14 protein-coding genes are annotated in these 15,599 nt (G+C 60.6%); 5 read left to right on the forward strand and 9 right to left on the reverse strand.

Annotated elements, in window-relative coordinates:
- Positions 1-5: 5 nt before the first annotated feature.
- The 5 genes from IE166_RS19145 to IE166_RS19165 form a co-directional block, all read right to left on the reverse strand.
- Positions 6-1,370, reverse strand: a complete 1,365-nt coding sequence (locus IE166_RS19145) for an NtaA/DmoA family FMN-dependent monooxygenase (RefSeq protein ID WP_189507131.1) — start codon at positions 1,368-1,370, stop codon at positions 6-8.
- A 69-nt stretch (positions 1,371-1,439) separates the two neighbouring features.
- A complete protein-coding gene (locus tag IE166_RS19150; RefSeq protein WP_189507133.1) occupies positions 1,440-2,447 on the reverse strand; it encodes an NrtA/SsuA/CpmA family ABC transporter substrate-binding protein in 1,008 nt (335 codons plus the stop codon).
- Positions 2,448-2,540: 93 nt separating this feature from the next.
- Positions 2,541-3,248: an ABC transporter ATP-binding protein gene (locus IE166_RS19155; protein ID WP_210312996.1), complete on the reverse strand. Its 708-nt coding sequence runs from the start codon at positions 3,246-3,248 to the stop codon at positions 2,541-2,543.
- Positions 3,245-4,108: an ABC transporter permease subunit gene (locus tag IE166_RS19160; RefSeq protein ID WP_189507135.1), complete on the reverse strand. Its 864-nt coding sequence runs from the start codon at positions 4,106-4,108 to the stop codon at positions 3,245-3,247. The genes IE166_RS19155 and IE166_RS19160 overlap by 4 nt, the downstream gene beginning before the upstream one ends.
- Positions 4,109-4,138: 30 nt before the next feature.
- Positions 4,139-4,594, reverse strand: coding sequence for a flavin reductase family protein (locus IE166_RS19165; RefSeq protein WP_244641593.1), 456 nt, complete (start codon positions 4,592-4,594; stop codon positions 4,139-4,141).
- Positions 4,595-5,069: 475 nt separating this feature from the next.
- On the opposite strand from IE166_RS19165, the gene IE166_RS19170 reads away from it, so the two are divergent.
- From IE166_RS19170 to IE166_RS19190, 5 genes are all read left to right on the forward strand, one after another.
- Positions 5,070-6,002 carry an LLM class flavin-dependent oxidoreductase gene (locus IE166_RS19170; RefSeq protein ID WP_189507138.1) on the forward strand — a complete coding sequence of 311 codons (933 nt, stop codon included), beginning with the start codon at positions 5,070-5,072 and terminating at the stop codon, positions 6,000-6,002.
- A gap of 340 nt (positions 6,003-6,342) precedes the next feature.
- Positions 6,343-7,362 (forward strand): isopenicillin N synthase family dioxygenase, encoded by a 1,020-nt coding sequence (locus IE166_RS19175; RefSeq protein WP_189507141.1) that lies wholly within the window; start codon positions 6,343-6,345, stop codon positions 7,360-7,362.
- A gap of 356 nt (positions 7,363-7,718) precedes the next feature.
- On the forward strand, positions 7,719-8,753 hold the full coding sequence (locus IE166_RS19180; protein ID WP_189507142.1) for an amino acid ABC transporter substrate-binding protein: 1,035 nt from the start codon (positions 7,719-7,721) through the stop codon (positions 8,751-8,753).
- A 12-nt stretch (positions 8,754-8,765) separates the two neighbouring features.
- Positions 8,766-9,953 carry an amino acid ABC transporter permease gene (locus tag IE166_RS19185; protein WP_244641594.1) on the forward strand — a complete coding sequence of 396 codons (1,188 nt, stop codon included), beginning with the start codon at positions 8,766-8,768 and terminating at the stop codon, positions 9,951-9,953.
- Positions 9,950-11,023 (forward strand): amino acid ABC transporter permease, encoded by a 1,074-nt coding sequence (locus IE166_RS19190; RefSeq protein ID WP_189507144.1) that lies wholly within the window; start codon positions 9,950-9,952, stop codon positions 11,021-11,023. The genes IE166_RS19185 and IE166_RS19190 overlap by 4 nt, the downstream gene beginning before the upstream one ends.
- A 69-nt stretch (positions 11,024-11,092) precedes the next feature.
- Here IE166_RS19190 and IE166_RS19195 read toward each other — a convergent pair whose 3' ends face one another.
- Genes IE166_RS19195 through IE166_RS19210 form a run of 4 tightly spaced genes read right to left on the reverse strand, consistent with a single transcriptional unit; the run spans position 11,093 to position 15,367 of the window.
- Positions 11,093-12,562 carry an FGGY-family carbohydrate kinase gene (locus tag IE166_RS19195; protein ID WP_189507146.1) on the reverse strand — a complete coding sequence of 490 codons (1,470 nt, stop codon included), beginning with the start codon at positions 12,560-12,562 and terminating at the stop codon, positions 11,093-11,095.
- Positions 12,559-13,521, reverse strand: coding sequence for a transketolase family protein (locus IE166_RS19200; protein ID WP_189507148.1), 963 nt, complete (start codon positions 13,519-13,521; stop codon positions 12,559-12,561). The genes IE166_RS19195 and IE166_RS19200 overlap by 4 nt, the downstream gene beginning before the upstream one ends.
- The gene (locus tag IE166_RS19205; RefSeq protein WP_189507150.1) at positions 13,521-14,342 is read right to left on the reverse strand and encodes a transketolase; all 822 of its coding nucleotides are present in this window, start codon (positions 14,340-14,342) and stop codon (positions 13,521-13,523) included. Before IE166_RS19205 ends, IE166_RS19200 begins: the two co-directional genes overlap by 1 nt.
- A 44-nt stretch (positions 14,343-14,386) precedes the next feature.
- Positions 14,387-15,367: a sugar phosphate isomerase/epimerase family protein gene (locus tag IE166_RS19210; RefSeq protein WP_189507152.1), complete on the reverse strand. Its 981-nt coding sequence runs from the start codon at positions 15,365-15,367 to the stop codon at positions 14,387-14,389.
- Between the last annotated feature and the right edge of the window lie 232 nt (positions 15,368-15,599).

Below are 15,599 nucleotides of genomic sequence, written 5' to 3' on the forward strand. Positions count from 1 at the left end.
AACCCTCAAGCGGCCGTGCCAACATGCCGGACAGGCTCGGCATCGCGCGGATCGACATAGTGAGCCAGCCCCAGGTGGTGGCGGAGCGTCTGTCCGGTGTAATCGGTGCGGAAGCGACCGGCCTTCTGCAGGATCGGGATGACATGATCGACGATGTCTTCGAGACCGCTCGTCTGCACGTCGATATTGAGGTTGAAGCCGTCGGCCGCACCCGTGTCGATCCAGTGCAGGATGTCAGCCGCGATTTGCTCCGGGGCACCAACCACCATGCGGTGACCGCCGATGATGTTGCTGAGGGCGGCCTGGCGCGCCGTCCATCCATACGTCACCGCTTCCGACAGGATCTGCTTGCGCGGCCAACGGGACGCGATCGGCACCCTTGGCTCGGCTGCCTCGATGCGCGCGAACGGCAGCGGCTCGTCCAGCGGCAGGTCATCGGGATCGAGTGCGAAATGGCGGGCGAGTTCGCCATGCAGGAAGTCGAGGTCGAGCCCGGCATCGAGATCGGCCTTGCGTCGCAGGGCCTCCTGTTCCGTGCCGCCGACGATCGGGAACAGACCCGGCATGACGAGAAGATCATCCGCGTTGCGACCGTTGGAACGGGCAAGCGCCTTCACGTCGGCATAGAACTTGCGCCCGCCCTCGATGACACGCTGCCCCGTGAACAGCGCATCCGCATAGCGCGCGCCGAAGGCCTTGCTGTCTTCCGACTGGCCGGCTTGGAAGATCACCGGTCGCCCTTGCGGTCCGACCGGCGCTGACAATGAGCCCTTGGTGCGGAAATGCTTGCCTTGGATGTCGATCGGGCGCAACGCCTGTTCATCCACGAAGACGTTGCGGGCGTGATCGGCGACAATCGCCGCATTCGGCAACGAGTCCCATAGGCCGGTGACAATCTCCGCGAACTCGCTTGCGCGACGGTAGCGTTCTTCCTGGTCGAAGCCTTGATCAAGGCCATAGGCAGCCAGCGCAACGGGCGACTGGCTGGTAATGATGTTCCAGGCCGCGCGCCCCTTGCTGATGTGGTCGAGCGTGGCGATCTGGCGCGCAACGACGTAGGGATGGCCGAAGATCGTGGAGGTCGTGGCAACCAGACCAATGCGTTCCGTTACTTGGCTTAGTGCGGACAGAAGCGTGATCGGATCCAGCGCGCGCCAGGGCCGGTGAAAAGCTTCATCCACCAATCCTCCTGGTCCGTCGGCCAAGAAGAGCGCATCGATCTTGCCGCGCTCGGCGACCTTGGCGATGCGGATGAAAGCGTCGATGTCGCTGGAAAGGCCGGCGGCATCGGGCAAGGTCTTCCAGGCAGCATCGTGACGGCCGGATGCAAGCACGTTGACGCCGAGGCGCACAGGTTTGGCGGCGGGCATGAGACGAACTCCTCTGGGTTCTGAAAAAGAAGGCGCGACGGCTGCCAGTCAGGTTCGGCCTAATGAAGATCAGACGCGCAGAACATGGTCTGAAACAGTGATGCGTTCGGGCAGGATGGAGCGTTCAGCCAGCCAGTCCGCCGCTTTCTGGAAATCGGCGAGGAAGCCTGTGTCATCGGCTTCGTAGAACTTGTTTTGACGCTTGTAGGCGACGAGATGATCGCGCACGGCGTCGCTGTACTGGCCTTCCTTCTGCGCGATGGTTTCGGCCTCCAGCGGATTGTCGCTGATCCACTGGCCTTCCTGATGGTAGGCGTCGATCACGGCGCGCACGAGGGCTGAGTTGTTCGTCGCGAAATCGCGCAGCGTGACCAGCGAGGAATAATCGATCAGGAAGTCGAGATCCGTTCCTTCGAAGAAGATGTCCTTGGCGTCATATTGTTCGCGCGCGATATCGACGGCCGGCGTCCACATCGACCAGGCATCGACGCGGCCTTGGCCGAATGCCGGCGAAGCGTCTGGCGGGTTCAGGTAGACGAATTCGACATCCTTGCGGTCCACGCCGTTCTTCTCAAGCGCTGCCACCAGCAGAAACTCACCCAATCCGGACCGATTGACGGCAACCTTTTTGCCGACGAGATCGGCAACGGAGTCGATGCCGGAGTCCTTCTTCACGATGATCGCGGTGGAGCGCGGCGTGTAGACGTTGAAGTTGGTGAAAACGAAGGGTGACCCGGCGATGATGCCGGCAAGGGCTGGCGTCGTGCTGCCCCAGAAGCCGAAATCGGCACTGCCGCCGACCACGGCCTGAAGCGACGGAGCGTGGTTGGGAAAAGGGCCTACCCACTCGACCTTGATGTCTTCACCGGCAAGTATCTTCTCGAACTCGCCACGCTGCTTCGCCACGAGCGGCAACCCGCCGCGACCCCAGCCAAGGCGCACCGTATCGGTATTGCGGGTGCCTTGCGCTGACGCACTGCCCGTCAATGCGACGCCGGTTGCCGCGGCGCCAAGCGCCAGGGTCGCGCCTTGAAGAAGGCTGCGGCGGTTGATTTTGAAGTGTTTGGAAACCGTCATGCTGAAACGTCCTGTCTGATGAAAGAGGGCAAAGGGATGACGTTCGACCGGCTGCAGCCTGTCGTGAAAGCCTTGGTTAAGAGTGTTTACGTGCTAGGCGGCGCGCTCGTGGAGCGTGACGCCGAGTTGGCCGAGAAGCTTGTGCCGCAAAGACTGGGGACCGCTTTCGGTCTCCGCTGCGACTTCGTATGTTGAAGCGATGCGACCACCGCGCATCACCAAAATGCGGTCGGCCAGCGCGATGGCTTCATCCACGTCATGGGTCACAAGGAGAACGCCAGGCCGGTGCAGGGCAACGAGATCCTTGATCAGTTCGTGCATCTTGATCCGGGTCAGCGCGTCGAGTGCGGCGAAGGGCTCGTCCAGGAGAAGAAGCGACGGTTCGCGCACGAGGGCACGAGCAAGTGCAACACGCTGCGCCTGTCCGCCGGAAAGATTGCGAGGCCAGTCGTTTTCACGTCCGCCAAGCCCGACTTCTTGCAGTGCGGCAATGGCTTTCGCCTTGCCTTCCGCCGTGTCCATGCCGAGTGCCACGTTCTGCCAGAGAGGCGCCCACGGAAGCAGGCGGTGTTCCTGAAACACGACCGCAGGCTGGGCAGGTCCGTCGATCGAGCCGCCATCCACCGGATCGAGACCGGCCAGCGCGCGCAAGAGCGTGGTTTTACCGCATCCGCTTTCACCCAGCATGGCGACGAACTCGCCGGGCTCGATGCGCAGGTTCAGGCCTTCGATGACGATCCGCTTGCCGTAGTGACGATGCAGGTCGCGAACGACGACCGCGGCGTTGTTCTGGAGGCTCAACGGCGTTCTCCCTTTGCATAGTTGGGATGCCAGGCGAGAAGCCGGCGCTCCAGGGCGCGCGCTGCGCTGTCGGCCAGCACGCCGATGGCGGCATAAATGACAATGGTCAGCACGATGACGTTGGTTTGCAGGAACTCACGCGCGTCCATGGCAAGGAAGCCGATGCCCTTTGTGGTGGCGATGGTCTCGGCAATCACAAGCGCAAGCCATGCAACGGCAAGGGCGTAACGCACGCCGGTGAGGATTGAGGGCAGCGCGCCCGGCAGGATGATCTTGGTGATGCGCCCGCGCAAGGAGAGCCCCGTGACCTTCGCAAGTTCCAGAAGCTTCAAATCGATCTGGCGGATGCCCAGCACGGTGTTGATGTAGATCGGGAACATCACGGCCAGCGAAACAAGGAATATCTTGCCGGCTTCGTCGACGCCGAACCAGACGATGACAAGCGGTAAGAGCGCAAGAAAGGGAATAGCCCGGATCATCTGGATCGAGCGATCGAGGAGCGCTTCGGCGAGCCGTGAGAAACCAACGAGGATGCCGAGCGCAAAGCCGATGCTCCCGCCGATGGCGAAGCCGATCGCCGCGCGAAGCATGCTATAGCCGAGATGTTCAAACAGCGTGCCATTTGCTAGGAGCTTCCAGGCGGTGGCCACAACCGTGCTGGGCGCCGGCAGGACCTGTGGTCTTATCCAACCGAGATGTGCGGCCAGTTCCCAAGCGACCACCAGCAGAAGTGGCGCTAGCCAAGAGAGCGCCAGCAACTCGCTGTCCCGCAAAGCTCTGTGGGACCGGGTGTCGATCAAACCGCTTGAGCGGGATGATCGGAGCGTCGGGCCGGACGACAAGGACGTTTCAAGCGTCATGACAGATCCTGTTCGTTGAGGAGGGGACGCTCAGAGCGCGTTCAACGTGCCGTAACGACCATTGCCGTAAGCAAGCGCTGCACCATCACGCAGCCTGACGGCTCGTACGGCACCGAAGATCAGGGCGTGGCTATGCCGCTCGATCACCTCTTCGACCTCGCAGTCCACCGAGGCGAGCGCATCATCGAGCACGCCCGCGCCGGTCACGAGGCGCGACCAAGAACTACCGAGATACCGCGCCGGACCCTTGGTCCCACCGCGCCCGGCAAACCTGTCCGCGACCGCCTGCTGTTCGTTGCTCAGGACATTGACGCAGAAGTGCCCGTAGCGACGAATGGCCGGCCAGGTCGAGGACGACAGGTTGATGCTGACGAGCATCGTTTCAGGTTCGACGGAAAAGGAAATTGCCGTCGTCACCGTTGCGCCGGTTCTATCCTCGCCGATGCCAGCGGTGATTACACTGACACCGCCAGCGGAACGCCGCATGGCATCCCTCAAGGATACCGTTGGGAGGGATAAAGCCCTGCTAGCTACTGGAGGGCGAAGCGCATCTGCGACAAGGGTCATCTAATGATCTCTATCGTTTCCTGACGTGCCGAAGCAGCGTCGAGCACCTAAATAACCAAGCCTTCAGAGACCTCGCGACAAACCGGATGCTAAATCTACTAGCTTTGTAGGAATTTAAATCCCAAGGCGAGCTATCAACTCGGCGTGGATCGCATTTGATCTAACCCCCAAATTTGACTGCTGCTTTCCCCCTTCGAAAAATTTAGAAGACCGGCCCTCGACAATCCCTAGTAACTTACTAGACTATCTTTGTTGACGCTTCAGCCGTCAGCCTGGCTGCGAGAGGGGTAACCTCGGCGTGGGCCCAACAAGAAGTCGCGCAGGAGGAAGCGCGCTCAAGACAAGGATGACGACCGCTTAGCCGAACAACTCGGAACAGGATGGGAGAGCCTCCATGAGCATCGAATTTGCAGGCCTTATACTGACCCAGGCAGAAGCCGGGGTGCCTCGCCTTCACGAGCATCGCCGCAAGTCGGATCTGCCTCAGTCGTTTGCTCAAGCCGGGTTCGATACGATATTGGTTGGGGGAGCTGGTGCTCTTGGACTGGCGCGCGGACTATCTGCCGACCGTACCGGGCCGAAGCTCACCATCCAGCACCGTCCGCATGAGGAACTGGTTGAAGCGGCGGATACGTTTGCTTTGCTGGACTGTAGCGCTGCTGGCGGGTTGAGCGTCGAAATCGTGGGCGAGCCCACTTCAATCGAGCGTGCCTCCTTCGTTCACGAAACGGACCAGGCAAGAACCGACGAGTATCTCACCTTGTTGAAGCGCCTTTGGCTCAACGATAAAGCGATCGACTATGAAGGCCGCTTCTTCAGCCTGCACGGTGCTATACTCTCGGCGCGGCGATGTCACAGGACGCTGCCGCTCATCATAGGCGGGCGTTCCGCAGTCGCTGTTCGCGTCGCGGCACGGCATGCGGATGTGTTCAAGCTCGGCGGCGTTGGCCTTGCTGAAGCCAAGGACCTCATTGCGCAGGTGGAAGCTGCAGCGATACCGTTCGGTAGATCAGGCCGCATTCGCTACTCACTGGATATTCAACCGAATGATGTACCCCTAACAAAGTCAGGAACACGCTCGTTGGTCATGATGCCACCGCAGGAAGTGCTGGAGTTAACCGGCCGCGCGGAAGACATGGTGCTGCAACTCCTTCCTTATATTGAGCTAGGCGTGTCGCACTTCACAGTGCGCGGGCTGCAAACGCCGGAGGATGTGGCCAGTTTCGGCGAAGACGTCATCTCGCTTCTGCGCCGAACACAGGAGCGCGCCGTGCACCACCGCTTTGGCTTGCATCCTGAAATTCGTTTGATGCAAACGCTTTCATAGAATCCAAGACACGGTCCCCCGTCGGGCCTAGAGCGTTGCCGGAGCCAGGATGAATGCTCATCTTGGCTCTACAAAAACTGCCTTTGAAGCGACTGCAGGCGTCAGCTGCGCTGGCGACGTCGGTGCAGCTTCGTTCTCAACGAAAACGCTTCTTCGATGTAAATCTTCCCTGATCTGCCATCACAGCGAATGTCCCATGCTTGGAAGTGCGATCAAGCTCATGGGAGCGTGGTGCAACACCATTGGTGAAGCAGTGAGGAAGCACCATGAGCCACATCCACAAAATGGCCGAATTGATCGCGTGTCGAACGACCGGTTTATCGTCGCAAGGAGTCGCTCGATGACCAGGATCGTTCCTGTGCTGGATCTCAGTCAGCTTGAACGTGGCGAGCAGGCGCGAAGCGCGTTTCTTGCCGATCTCCGTTCAGCCGCGCGCGACATTGGCTTCTTCTATCTTGGCGGCCACGGCATTTCGTTCGACGAGATCAATCAAGTCCTGAAGGCTTCGCGTCAGTTTTTCGCCCTTCCCGATGCCGAAAAGCAGGCGATCGAGATGGTCAACTCCCCGCAATTCCGCGGCTATACCCGCGCTGGCGGAGAGCGCACTCAAGGCAAGGCAGACTGGCGCGAGCAGCTAGACATTGGCTTTGAGCGTCCAACGCTCGTGCAGGAGCCCGGCTCACCTGCTTGGACGCGGTTGCAAGGGCCCAATCAGTGGCCTGCTTCGCTTCCTGATCTTCAATCGCGTTTGCTGAATTGGCAGAACAAGGTCACCGATGTTGGGATCCGGCTGCTACAGGCTTTCGCGCTCGCGCTTGAACAGGATGAGGATGCGTTCGGCTCGATCTATCGCGGCGAGCCGAACCATCGCATGAAGATCGTCCGATATCCTGGGCGCGAGACGGAGGCGAATGATCAGGGCGTCGGCGCGCATAAGGATGGCGGCTTCCTGACCTTGCTTCTCCAGGACGAAAACCGCGGCTTGCAAGTGGAATATGACGGCAGCTGGGTGGATGTCGAGCCGCTGCCGGGCACCCTCGTCGTCAACATCGGCGAACTTCTGGAACTCGCCTCCAACGGTTATCTCCGCGCAACGGTACACCGTGTCGTTGCACCGCCTGCTGGCGTCGATCGCATCTCCGTCCCGTTCTTCTTCAGCGCAAGGCTCGACGCCACCATTCCGCTGCTGGATTTGCCGGAGGAGCTTGCACGGGAAGCGACTGGTCCGGCCAGCGATCCGGATAATCCATTGCTGCGCGATGTCGGCGCCAATGTCCTGAAGAGCCGGTTGCGCTCCCATCCGGACGTAGCGGAGCGCCATTACGCCGATCTTCTCGGCAAGGCGCCCCGCGCAGCCTGATGGATGGTTTGTTCCTCGTCGACGAACAATTTAGAATCCTGTTCGTCGTGAGGTGAAGCCGGGTCTGCCAGAACAACCGAACGCCCGCTGGTTCCTCTTTCGGCGGACGTGTTCCCCTCAGAAGGTCTCGCACCTTCCACTTGACCGGGCCGCATGCGCGCCCGGTTTTTCTTTTCCCGTCAGTCGTTTAGCCGCATATTCGAGATGCCTCAAAGTTTAGCACGCTGCTCGTCAAACCAGCTGGATTTTAGTTTGGAATTTCTAGTCTGAAGCCTCTGAGCAAGTACCCTGAGATTATCAACCACGGCGGGGGACGCCGGCTGGACGATAACAAACGAGACTCAGGAGCATTCATCATGACGTCCACGAAACGCTTGGGCCATGGCTGGAGATCGGTTTTGGCAGCTGGCCTGGCGATCAGTACAACCTTTCTCGCGACGCCCGGTCATGCCGGTCCGACACTGGACAAGATCAAGGAGCGCGGCTCCATCAAGGTTGGCGTTGGCACGACGCCCGGCTTCTTCGCGCCCGACAGTAGCGGTAAGTGGCAGGGTTTTTTCATCGATTACGGCCGCGCGCTGTCGATCGCCGTGTTCGGCACGCCGGATAAGGTCGAATTCACCAACTCATCGCCGCAGCAGCGTCTGCCCGCGCTTCAATCCGGCGAGTTCGACATCCTTCTTTCGGGCGTCACCGTCACCGTTACCCGCGCCTTCCAGCTCGGCTTCCACTTCGGTCCGACCATCTTCTATGATGGCCAGGGCATTCTGGTGCGCAAGGATCTAAACGTCGGAAAGGCGGCTGATCTCGACGGCGCAACGATCGGCATTCAGAGCGGCACAACCGGCGAGCTCAATATTGCCGACTTCTTCCGCAAGACTGGCAAGCAGTTCACGCCGGTGACCATCGAAGACACCAGCGAATTCATCGACGCGCTGCAATCAGGCCGCGTCGATGCGATCACGCAGGACTCGTCGGATCTTGTCGGCAAGCGCACGCAGCTGAAGAACCCGGATGACTACGTCGTTCTGCCCGAGCGCCTGTCCAAGGAGCCGCTCGCTCCGGCAATCGCCGGCGGCGATGATCGCTGGCTGGAGATCGTTAACTGGACCGTCAATGCCACGATCCAGGCTGAAGAGTGGGGCATCACTTCGGCTAATGTCGACGAGTTCCTAAAATCCGAAGATCCGGCCATCAAGCGCTTCCTCGGTGTCGATCCTGCGCTCGGCCAATCGATCGGCCTTGATCCGAAATGGGCTTACAACATCATCAAGACCGTGGGCAATTACGGTGAGTTGTTCGACAAGCACCTGAAGCCGCTGGGCTGGGAGCGTGGCTACAACCGCCTGTGGACCGACGGCGGCCTGCTTTATTCGCCGCCGTTCCGCTAAGCGCAAGCATCCATGACAACCGAAACGATACTGCCGGGCCCGACAAGGCCCGGCATCTTGCGTCAGGTGCGCGCCTGGTGGGGGCCGCATGCGCTGTCGCAAGGGCTGTTTATCGCCGCACTCGGCCTGCTGGTCATTGTGCTGGCCAGCAACACGCTGGCGACCATGACGCGCATCGGGATTACACCCGGCTTCGACTTCTTGTGGCGCTCGGCCAATTTCGAGATCGGCGAGGGCTTGATCCCCTTTCGCGCTGGCGATCCCTATTTTCGCGCGATACTCGTGGGGCTGCTCAACACGATCAAGGTTGCAGCACTCGGCTGCGTTTTCGCCACCATTTTAGGCGTGATTCTGGGTGTTGCCGGACTGTCGGGCAACCTCCTGCTCGCCACCCTCGTGCGTTGGTATATCGAAGCGATCCGCAACACGCCGCTGCTGTTGCAATTGTTCTTCTGGATCGCGCTCGCCAAATCATTCCCGCCGCCTCGCGCCGCCATCAGCGCATTTGACTCCGTGTTCCTCACCAATCGCGGCGTGTTCGTTCCTACGGTCAATCTCGTGGAGGCGAGTGCGTGGACCTGGTGGCTGATCATCGCGATTGTTGCTGCCCTTGTCGCTGGTTTGTCGTGGCTGCGCCGTGGCCATGGGCTGACTTTAAGCCGCTTCGGGGTGCTATTCGTCGCCGGCCTTGTCGCGATTGCCATTGTTCTACTCCTCAGCGATGGCCGCTTCAGCGCCGAACTTCCTGTTTTGGCCGGGTTCAATATTCGTGGCGGAGCAAGCCTGACGCCGGAATTTGCCGCGCTGCTGACGGGTTTGACCGTGAAGTTCTCCGCGGCCATCGCCGAGATTGTGCGCGCGGGAATCCAGTCCGTCAGCCAGGGGCAGTGGGAAGCAGCGCGGACGCTCGGCCTGCGCGACGGCCAGATCATGCGCCTGATCGTGCTGCCGCAGGCGCTGCGGGTGATCACCCCGCTGACAACGTCCAGCTATCTCGACCTCACCAAGGATTCCAGCCTCGCCGTTGCGATTGGCTATCCCGACCTCGTCAATGTCATCAACACCACGGCCAACACGACAGGCCAGTCCTTTGAAGCGCTGGCGATCCTGATAGGCCTTTATCTCACCCTCAATCTGACAGTGTCGGCTGCTATGAACCTGTATAATCGGCGCGTTGCCTTGCGGGGGCAGGCGCGATGACCGACGGCTTCCAAACTGTCCGGCAGGCGAACGTCATTTTCGATCGCCTACGTCGCGGTCTGTTCGGCGGATGGCTGAACACCAGCCTCACGGTTCTGACGGTAGTATTGCTGGTTTGGATTGTACCTCCGCTGATCCGATGGGGGCTGCTTGATGCAAGCTTCTCGGGTCCCTCGGGCGATTGCGTCGCGGCCGGTGGTGCGTGCTGGTCCTTCGTCGCCGCCAAGCTGCGTTTCATCCTGTTCGCCTTCTACCCACCCGACCTGCAATGGCGTCCGCTGCTGGTCATGCTGCTGCTTGTTGCGCTCCTAGTGATCACGGCACAGCCACGCTTCTGGCGGCGCGAACTGCTGATTGCCTGGATCGTCGTGATCGTCGGCAGCTGGGTGCTGATGTCCGGCGGTTGGCTCTTGCTGCGCGTGCCGTCGAACCAGTGGGGCGGCTTGCCGGTCACACTCTTTGTGTGGACCGTCTGCTTCGCCCTCGCCATGCCGCTCGCCGTGCTACTTGCCCTTGCGCGACGCTCCCGCATGGGCGGCCTCCGCACTGTCTCAATCCTCTTAATCGAATTGATGCGCGGCACGCCGATGGTGGCGATCCTTTATGTGGCGATGCTGATCCTGCCGATGGCTATCCCTGGCGGTCAGGGCTTCGACAAGACGCTGCGCGCCATGATCATGATCACCCTGTTCTGGTCGGCTTACGTGGCAGAGGTCGTGCGCGCCGGTCTGCAGACAATCCCGGCTGGCCAGGAAGAGGCGGCCACCGCGCTCGGTCTCGGCTACTGGCGCACGATGCAGCTGATCGTCTTGCCGCAAGCGCTGCGCCTTGTCATTCCCGGCCTCGTCAACCTGGCGATCGGGTTCCTGCTTGCGACCTCGCTGCTTGCAGTGATCGGCATCTTCGATCTCCTGAACGCCGCCCGCGCCTCCGCCACCGACCCGCAGTGGCTGGGTTTCTATGACGAAGCCTACCTCACCGTCGCCGTGATCTATTTTGTGTTCTGTTATGCGGGATCGCGTTACAGCCGATGGCTTGAGCGCAGGCTGGGAAGCCATGTTAGGCCGTGATCCAAGGACTGTTCCGCATCGATCTGTCCGCGCACGGAAAGGTGGTCAGTCCTGTTGATGACCTATGGACTAATGCGCGGTCAAGCGTCCAAGCAGCGAGCGCCAATCGCCTGTAACTTTCGACCGCCAGGTTCCGGCCTCTTGTCGGGGCTGAAACACTGTGTCAGATTGATGCGACGGGGCCGGTAGGCTTGCAAGGTTTTTGAGAGCCATCGCTGCGACGCCGATTGCGCCGACTTCGGCTTGAGCGCTGCGTGTGACAGGGCGATTGAGAAGATCAGCTTGTAACTGCATGAGAAGATCGTTCGCCGATGCGCCGCCGTCGGCGAGCAGGCCGTGCAGCGAGCCTTCGATGTCCTGCTCCATGGCGTTGAACACGTCGGCGATTTGAAGAACGATAGCTTCCAGCGTTGCGCGAGCGAGGTGGGCTCGGGTGGTTGCGAGCGTCATGCCGGAGATGGTGCCGGAAACAGTGTCGTTCCAGTGCGGTGCGCCGAGGCCGGCGAGTGCCGGAACGAAGGTCACGCCGCCGCTATCTTCGACGGTTTCTGCAAGCTCGGAAAGGGCTTTGGCGTCAGGCAGACCCAGCATGTCGGCAGCGAAGGCGGCTGCCTGTGCGGAAACTGTGATGTTGCCTTCGAGAGCGTAGGTTACGCCCTGATCCTGCTCGCTCCAGGCGATGGTGGCGGAAAGGCCGTGCTTTGACAACACGCGTTCCGGTGTCAGCGTCATCAGCGAGGAGCCGGTGCCGTAGGTGGCTTTCACAAGACCCGGGGCGCGCACGCCATGGCCATAAAGCGCGGCATGGCTGTCTCCCATCATGGCAAGGATCGGAACGCTAGCGGGCAGGGCGGTTACACCGTCTGCCACTTCGCCGAAGCGGCTGTTCGAGGCGCGGACGTCCGGCAATGCCGATAAAGGCACATGGAACAGGTCACACAGACTTTCGTCCCATTGCAGCCGCTGGGTGTTGAACAGTTGCGTGCGAGATGCGTTGGAATGATCTGTGGCGAACGTTTTGCCACCGGTCAGACGGTAAAGCAGCCAGCTATCCACCGTTCCGGCTCGAAGCCGGCCTTGTTCGGCAAAGCTCCGGGCCTCCGGCACATTCTCCATCACCCATCCCAGCTTTGAGGCCGGGAAGAGGGCGTTGATCGAAAGGCCGGTCGCTTCCACGACCGCGGGGTTGGCTCCATCCGCGATCAGCGCGTCGCAAACTTTGGCGGTGCGTCGGCACTGCCAAAGGATGGCTGGCGTAAGGGGTAAGCCTGTTTCGGCATCCCACACCACCAGCGTTTCGCGCTGGTTGGCGATGGCCAGGCCGCTGATGTCGTAGTTGCCCGATGCCATGATGTCGGCGATGACGGCCTGGACGCTGGCCCAGATTTCCACGGCGGATTGTTCGGCCCAGCCGGGGCGCGGATAGGTCGACTTCAGCGGCGCCGAAGCCTTGGCGACGATGCCACCTGCCATGTCAACCAGGATCGCCTTGGTATTGGTCGTGCCCTGGTCGATGGCAATGACATGGCCGGTGCTCATGCGCGCTTGCGTCCGATCGCCTTGCGTGCCGTGCGGGCAATGCCCTCAGCCGTCAGCCCGAAATGGTCGAACAGCCATTCAACGGAGCCGGTCGGAACGAAGCCCGGGAAGCCCATGCGTTCAACCGGCACTGGCTCGCTGGACGCGGTATATTCGGCTACCGCGCCGCCGAGGCCGCCATGGATGTTGGCTTCCTCGATCGTGACGATCGCACCCGTTTCATGCGCCGCCGACGCAATCGCTGCTTCATCCAGCGGCGTGATGGTCCCCATGTTCAAAACGCGGGCGGAGATCCCCTCGGCTTCCAGGTCGGCTGCTGCCTTGGCAGCCAGATGAACCATCGTGCCGCAGGCGATCAGCGTCACATCGCTTCCATCGCGAACCAGTTCGGCCTTGCCGTGCGCGAACTTGCGATCGGCAACTTCCAAATCGGGAACAGGCATGCGGCTCAGGCGGATATAGACCGGGCCTTCATGCGACGCCGCCCATTTCACCGCCTCTGCCGTTTCCCAGGCATCGGCCGGGACAACGATCGAGATGTTGTTGAGCGGGCGCAGCCAGGCGAAGTCTTCGATCGAGTGATGGGTCGGTCCAAGCTCGCCGTAAGCAACGCCGGATGACTGTCCGACGAGTTTGACGTTGAAGTTGGCATAGGCGACATCTGCCTTCACCTGCTCCAGCGCGCGTCCGGTCAAAAAGCAGGATGCGGCGGAAACAAAGGGAATGCGGCCGCCATTGGCGAGGCCTGCGCTGACGCCGACCATATTCTGCTCGGCAATGCCCACATTGATCAGGCGGTCGGCATGCTTCTTCTGGAAGCCGCCGAGCTTCGAAGAGCCGACAGAATCGTTGACAACCACGACGATGCGCGGATCCTGCGCGGCAAGATCCTCGATCGTCCGCGCCCAGGCATCGCGGCAATCGTGCAAGCCGTCCTGTTTTACAGCGGGAGCAGCCATCAGATCAATTCCTCCAAAGCGGTGGTGTGTTGCTCGGCATTCGGTACGCCATGGTGCCAGGAAGCAATGTTTTCCATGAAGGAAACGCCCTTGCCCTTGATCGTGTTGGCAATGATGCAGAGCGGTTTGGTTCGCCCGCCCGCCGGCTCGCTCAAGGCGGTCAACAGCGCATCGACATCATGGCCGTCGACCATCTCGACATCCCAGCCAAAAGCGCGGAACTTGTCGTCGAGCGGATCGAGGCCGTTGGTTTCCTCGGTGCCCATGCCCTGCTGAAGCCGGTTGCGGTCGACGATTAGCGTGAGCTTACCGAGCTTGCGGTTGCCAGCGGTCATCGCGGCTTCCCAGTTCGATCCTTCTTGTAACTCGCCGTCGCCGGTGAGAACGAAGGTTCGGTAATCTGCGTTGGTCAACTGCCCTGCGATGGCAATGCCGAGCGCAACTGGTACGCCATGACCGAGCGGACCGGTATTGGTCTCGACCCCTGGAAGGTAGTTGCGGTTCGGATGCCCGTTCAGCTTGGATTGCGGCTGCATATAGGTGTTCAGCCAGTCTTCCGGGAAATAGCCGGCTGCGCACAGACCCGTATAAAGAGCGCCCGTCGCATGCCCCTTGGACATGATGAAGCGATCGCGTTCCGCCATCTCCGGCTTTTTTGGGTCATAGCGCATGACGCCGAAATACAGCGTCGCGATGATGTCGATTGCCGAAAAGTCACCGCCGGGATGTCCCAGCCGCGCGTCGAAAACCATTGTGAAAGCCCTGCGGCGCATCCACAAGGCTTTCTCGCGGATGGTCTGGGCGATGTCATTCGTCGACATAAGTCATGCCTTTCATAGCTAAGTCGGCTCTTGCCAGACGGCGCCTACATGGCGCCGTACAAAGCCTTCTGAGCGATCTTCAATGCACCGATGGCGTCATGGCGGCTTTGCGCCTCACGAAGCGCATCGATGTCGAGCGCATCGAGACCGCGAGCGGCTGCCTTGAGGAAATCAATGGCGTGGTTGGCGGTCGCGACGCTGTCTTCGCGGAACGGGAACTGGTCGAGCTGCCACACACCTTCCCACTTGTTCTTGCGCAGCACGTGGAAGAACTCGAAAAGCTCGATCGGATGCAGGCTGCCGGCGACGAGATCGTCATCCCATGACCGGTAGTTGTCGTTGACGTCCATGCCGAACAAACGGCCGTAATCGATAGCCAGCTGTGCGCTGTCGGCGGCGTTCTCACCGCCCATGATGGCATGGCCGAAATCGAGCAGGATGCCGACATTGGGCAGACCGATCTTCTCGATGCCCAGCAGGGTGCGGGCAACGGAGCAGAAGCTCATATGAACGCGGGGTTCGCGCGGCTTGTATTCGATGACGAACTTCAGATCGGGATTTTCGCTGGCAAGCTTGCCGACGCCATCGAGCGAATGCTGCCACAATGTGCCGTAATCGACCTGGAACGGGTAATCCCAGCCGTCCTGGCCCGGCCAAAGCTTGACGTAATCGGCACCGAAATAGCGGACTTGCTCACAGGCTTCCGTCACCAGTTCATGCGTCCGGCGGCGCACGCCGGCATCGGGGTTGGTGAAAGAGCCTTTGACGAATTCGCGGGTATAGATCTCCGGCGTGATGCCGATAACGCTGAGTTTGTTGCGATCCAGCGCTTCCTTGACCTGCGCGTTGGAAAAATCGCCGCCGAAGAAGGGATAGTTGAGATCCACAACCGACAAGTCCTTGACCTGGCCGGCCAGGTCGATGGCGTCGATGACGCTGCGCGGGGCGCCGTAGCCATCGGTGGCATAGCGGTCAAGATAGGTGGCGAAGTGCCAGATGCCGGCGCCGAAACGTTGTTCGCTCATAGGTTCCTCCATGTCCTTTGGGTATTTGAGTGCGGTTGTTCGCGCAGCCCATCAAGATACGCGGATGGATGCAGATAGTGCCGCACCCCTCCTGCTCCTCCCGAACAAACATCCGCATCCAACCAGTATACGTTATGCGCGATTGTCTTCGATTATTTTCGTTTGATTGGTTATCTCGCATGAATTGCGCTTTCTTTCAACCAAAAATATCGCTGGTGGTAGGCAAGATGTT

It is taken from the genome of Tianweitania populi (genome assembly GCF_014652875.1).
Taxonomy (GTDB): Bacteria; Pseudomonadota; Alphaproteobacteria; order Rhizobiales; family Rhizobiaceae; genus Tianweitania; species Tianweitania populi.

Coding starts and splice junctions, on each gene's coding strand:
- IE166_RS19205 (WP_189507150.1), bottom strand. CDS start 14,342: ATGTCGACGAATGACATCGCCCAGACCATCCGCGAGAAAGCCTTGTGG.
- IE166_RS19175 (WP_189507141.1), top strand. CDS start 6,343: ATGACCAGGATCGTTCCTGTGCTGGATCTCAGTCAGCTTGAACGTGGC.
- IE166_RS19160 (WP_189507135.1), bottom strand. CDS start 4,108: ATGACGCTTGAAACGTCCTTGTCGTCCGGCCCGACGCTCCGATCATCC.
- IE166_RS19150 (WP_189507133.1), bottom strand. CDS start 2,447: ATGACGGTTTCCAAACACTTCAAAATCAACCGCCGCAGCCTTCTTCAA.
- IE166_RS19180 (WP_189507142.1), top strand. CDS start 7,719: ATGACGTCCACGAAACGCTTGGGCCATGGCTGGAGATCGGTTTTGGCA.
- IE166_RS19185 (WP_244641594.1), top strand. CDS start 8,766: ATGACAACCGAAACGATACTGCCGGGCCCGACAAGGCCCGGCATCTTG.
- IE166_RS19165 (WP_244641593.1), bottom strand. CDS start 4,594: ATGCGGCGTTCCGCTGGCGGTGTCAGTGTAATCACCGCTGGCATCGGC.
- IE166_RS19170 (WP_189507138.1), top strand. CDS start 5,070: ATGAGCATCGAATTTGCAGGCCTTATACTGACCCAGGCAGAAGCCGGG.
- IE166_RS19210 (WP_189507152.1), bottom strand. CDS start 15,367: ATGAGCGAACAACGTTTCGGCGCCGGCATCTGGCACTTCGCCACCTAT.
- IE166_RS19190 (WP_189507144.1), top strand. CDS start 9,950: ATGACCGACGGCTTCCAAACTGTCCGGCAGGCGAACGTCATTTTCGAT.
- IE166_RS19195 (WP_189507146.1), bottom strand. CDS start 12,562: ATGAGCACCGGCCATGTCATTGCCATCGACCAGGGCACGACCAATACC.
- IE166_RS19200 (WP_189507148.1), bottom strand. CDS start 13,521: ATGGCTGCTCCCGCTGTAAAACAGGACGGCTTGCACGATTGCCGCGAT.
- IE166_RS19145 (WP_189507131.1), bottom strand. CDS start 1,370: ATGCCCGCCGCCAAACCTGTGCGCCTCGGCGTCAACGTGCTTGCATCC.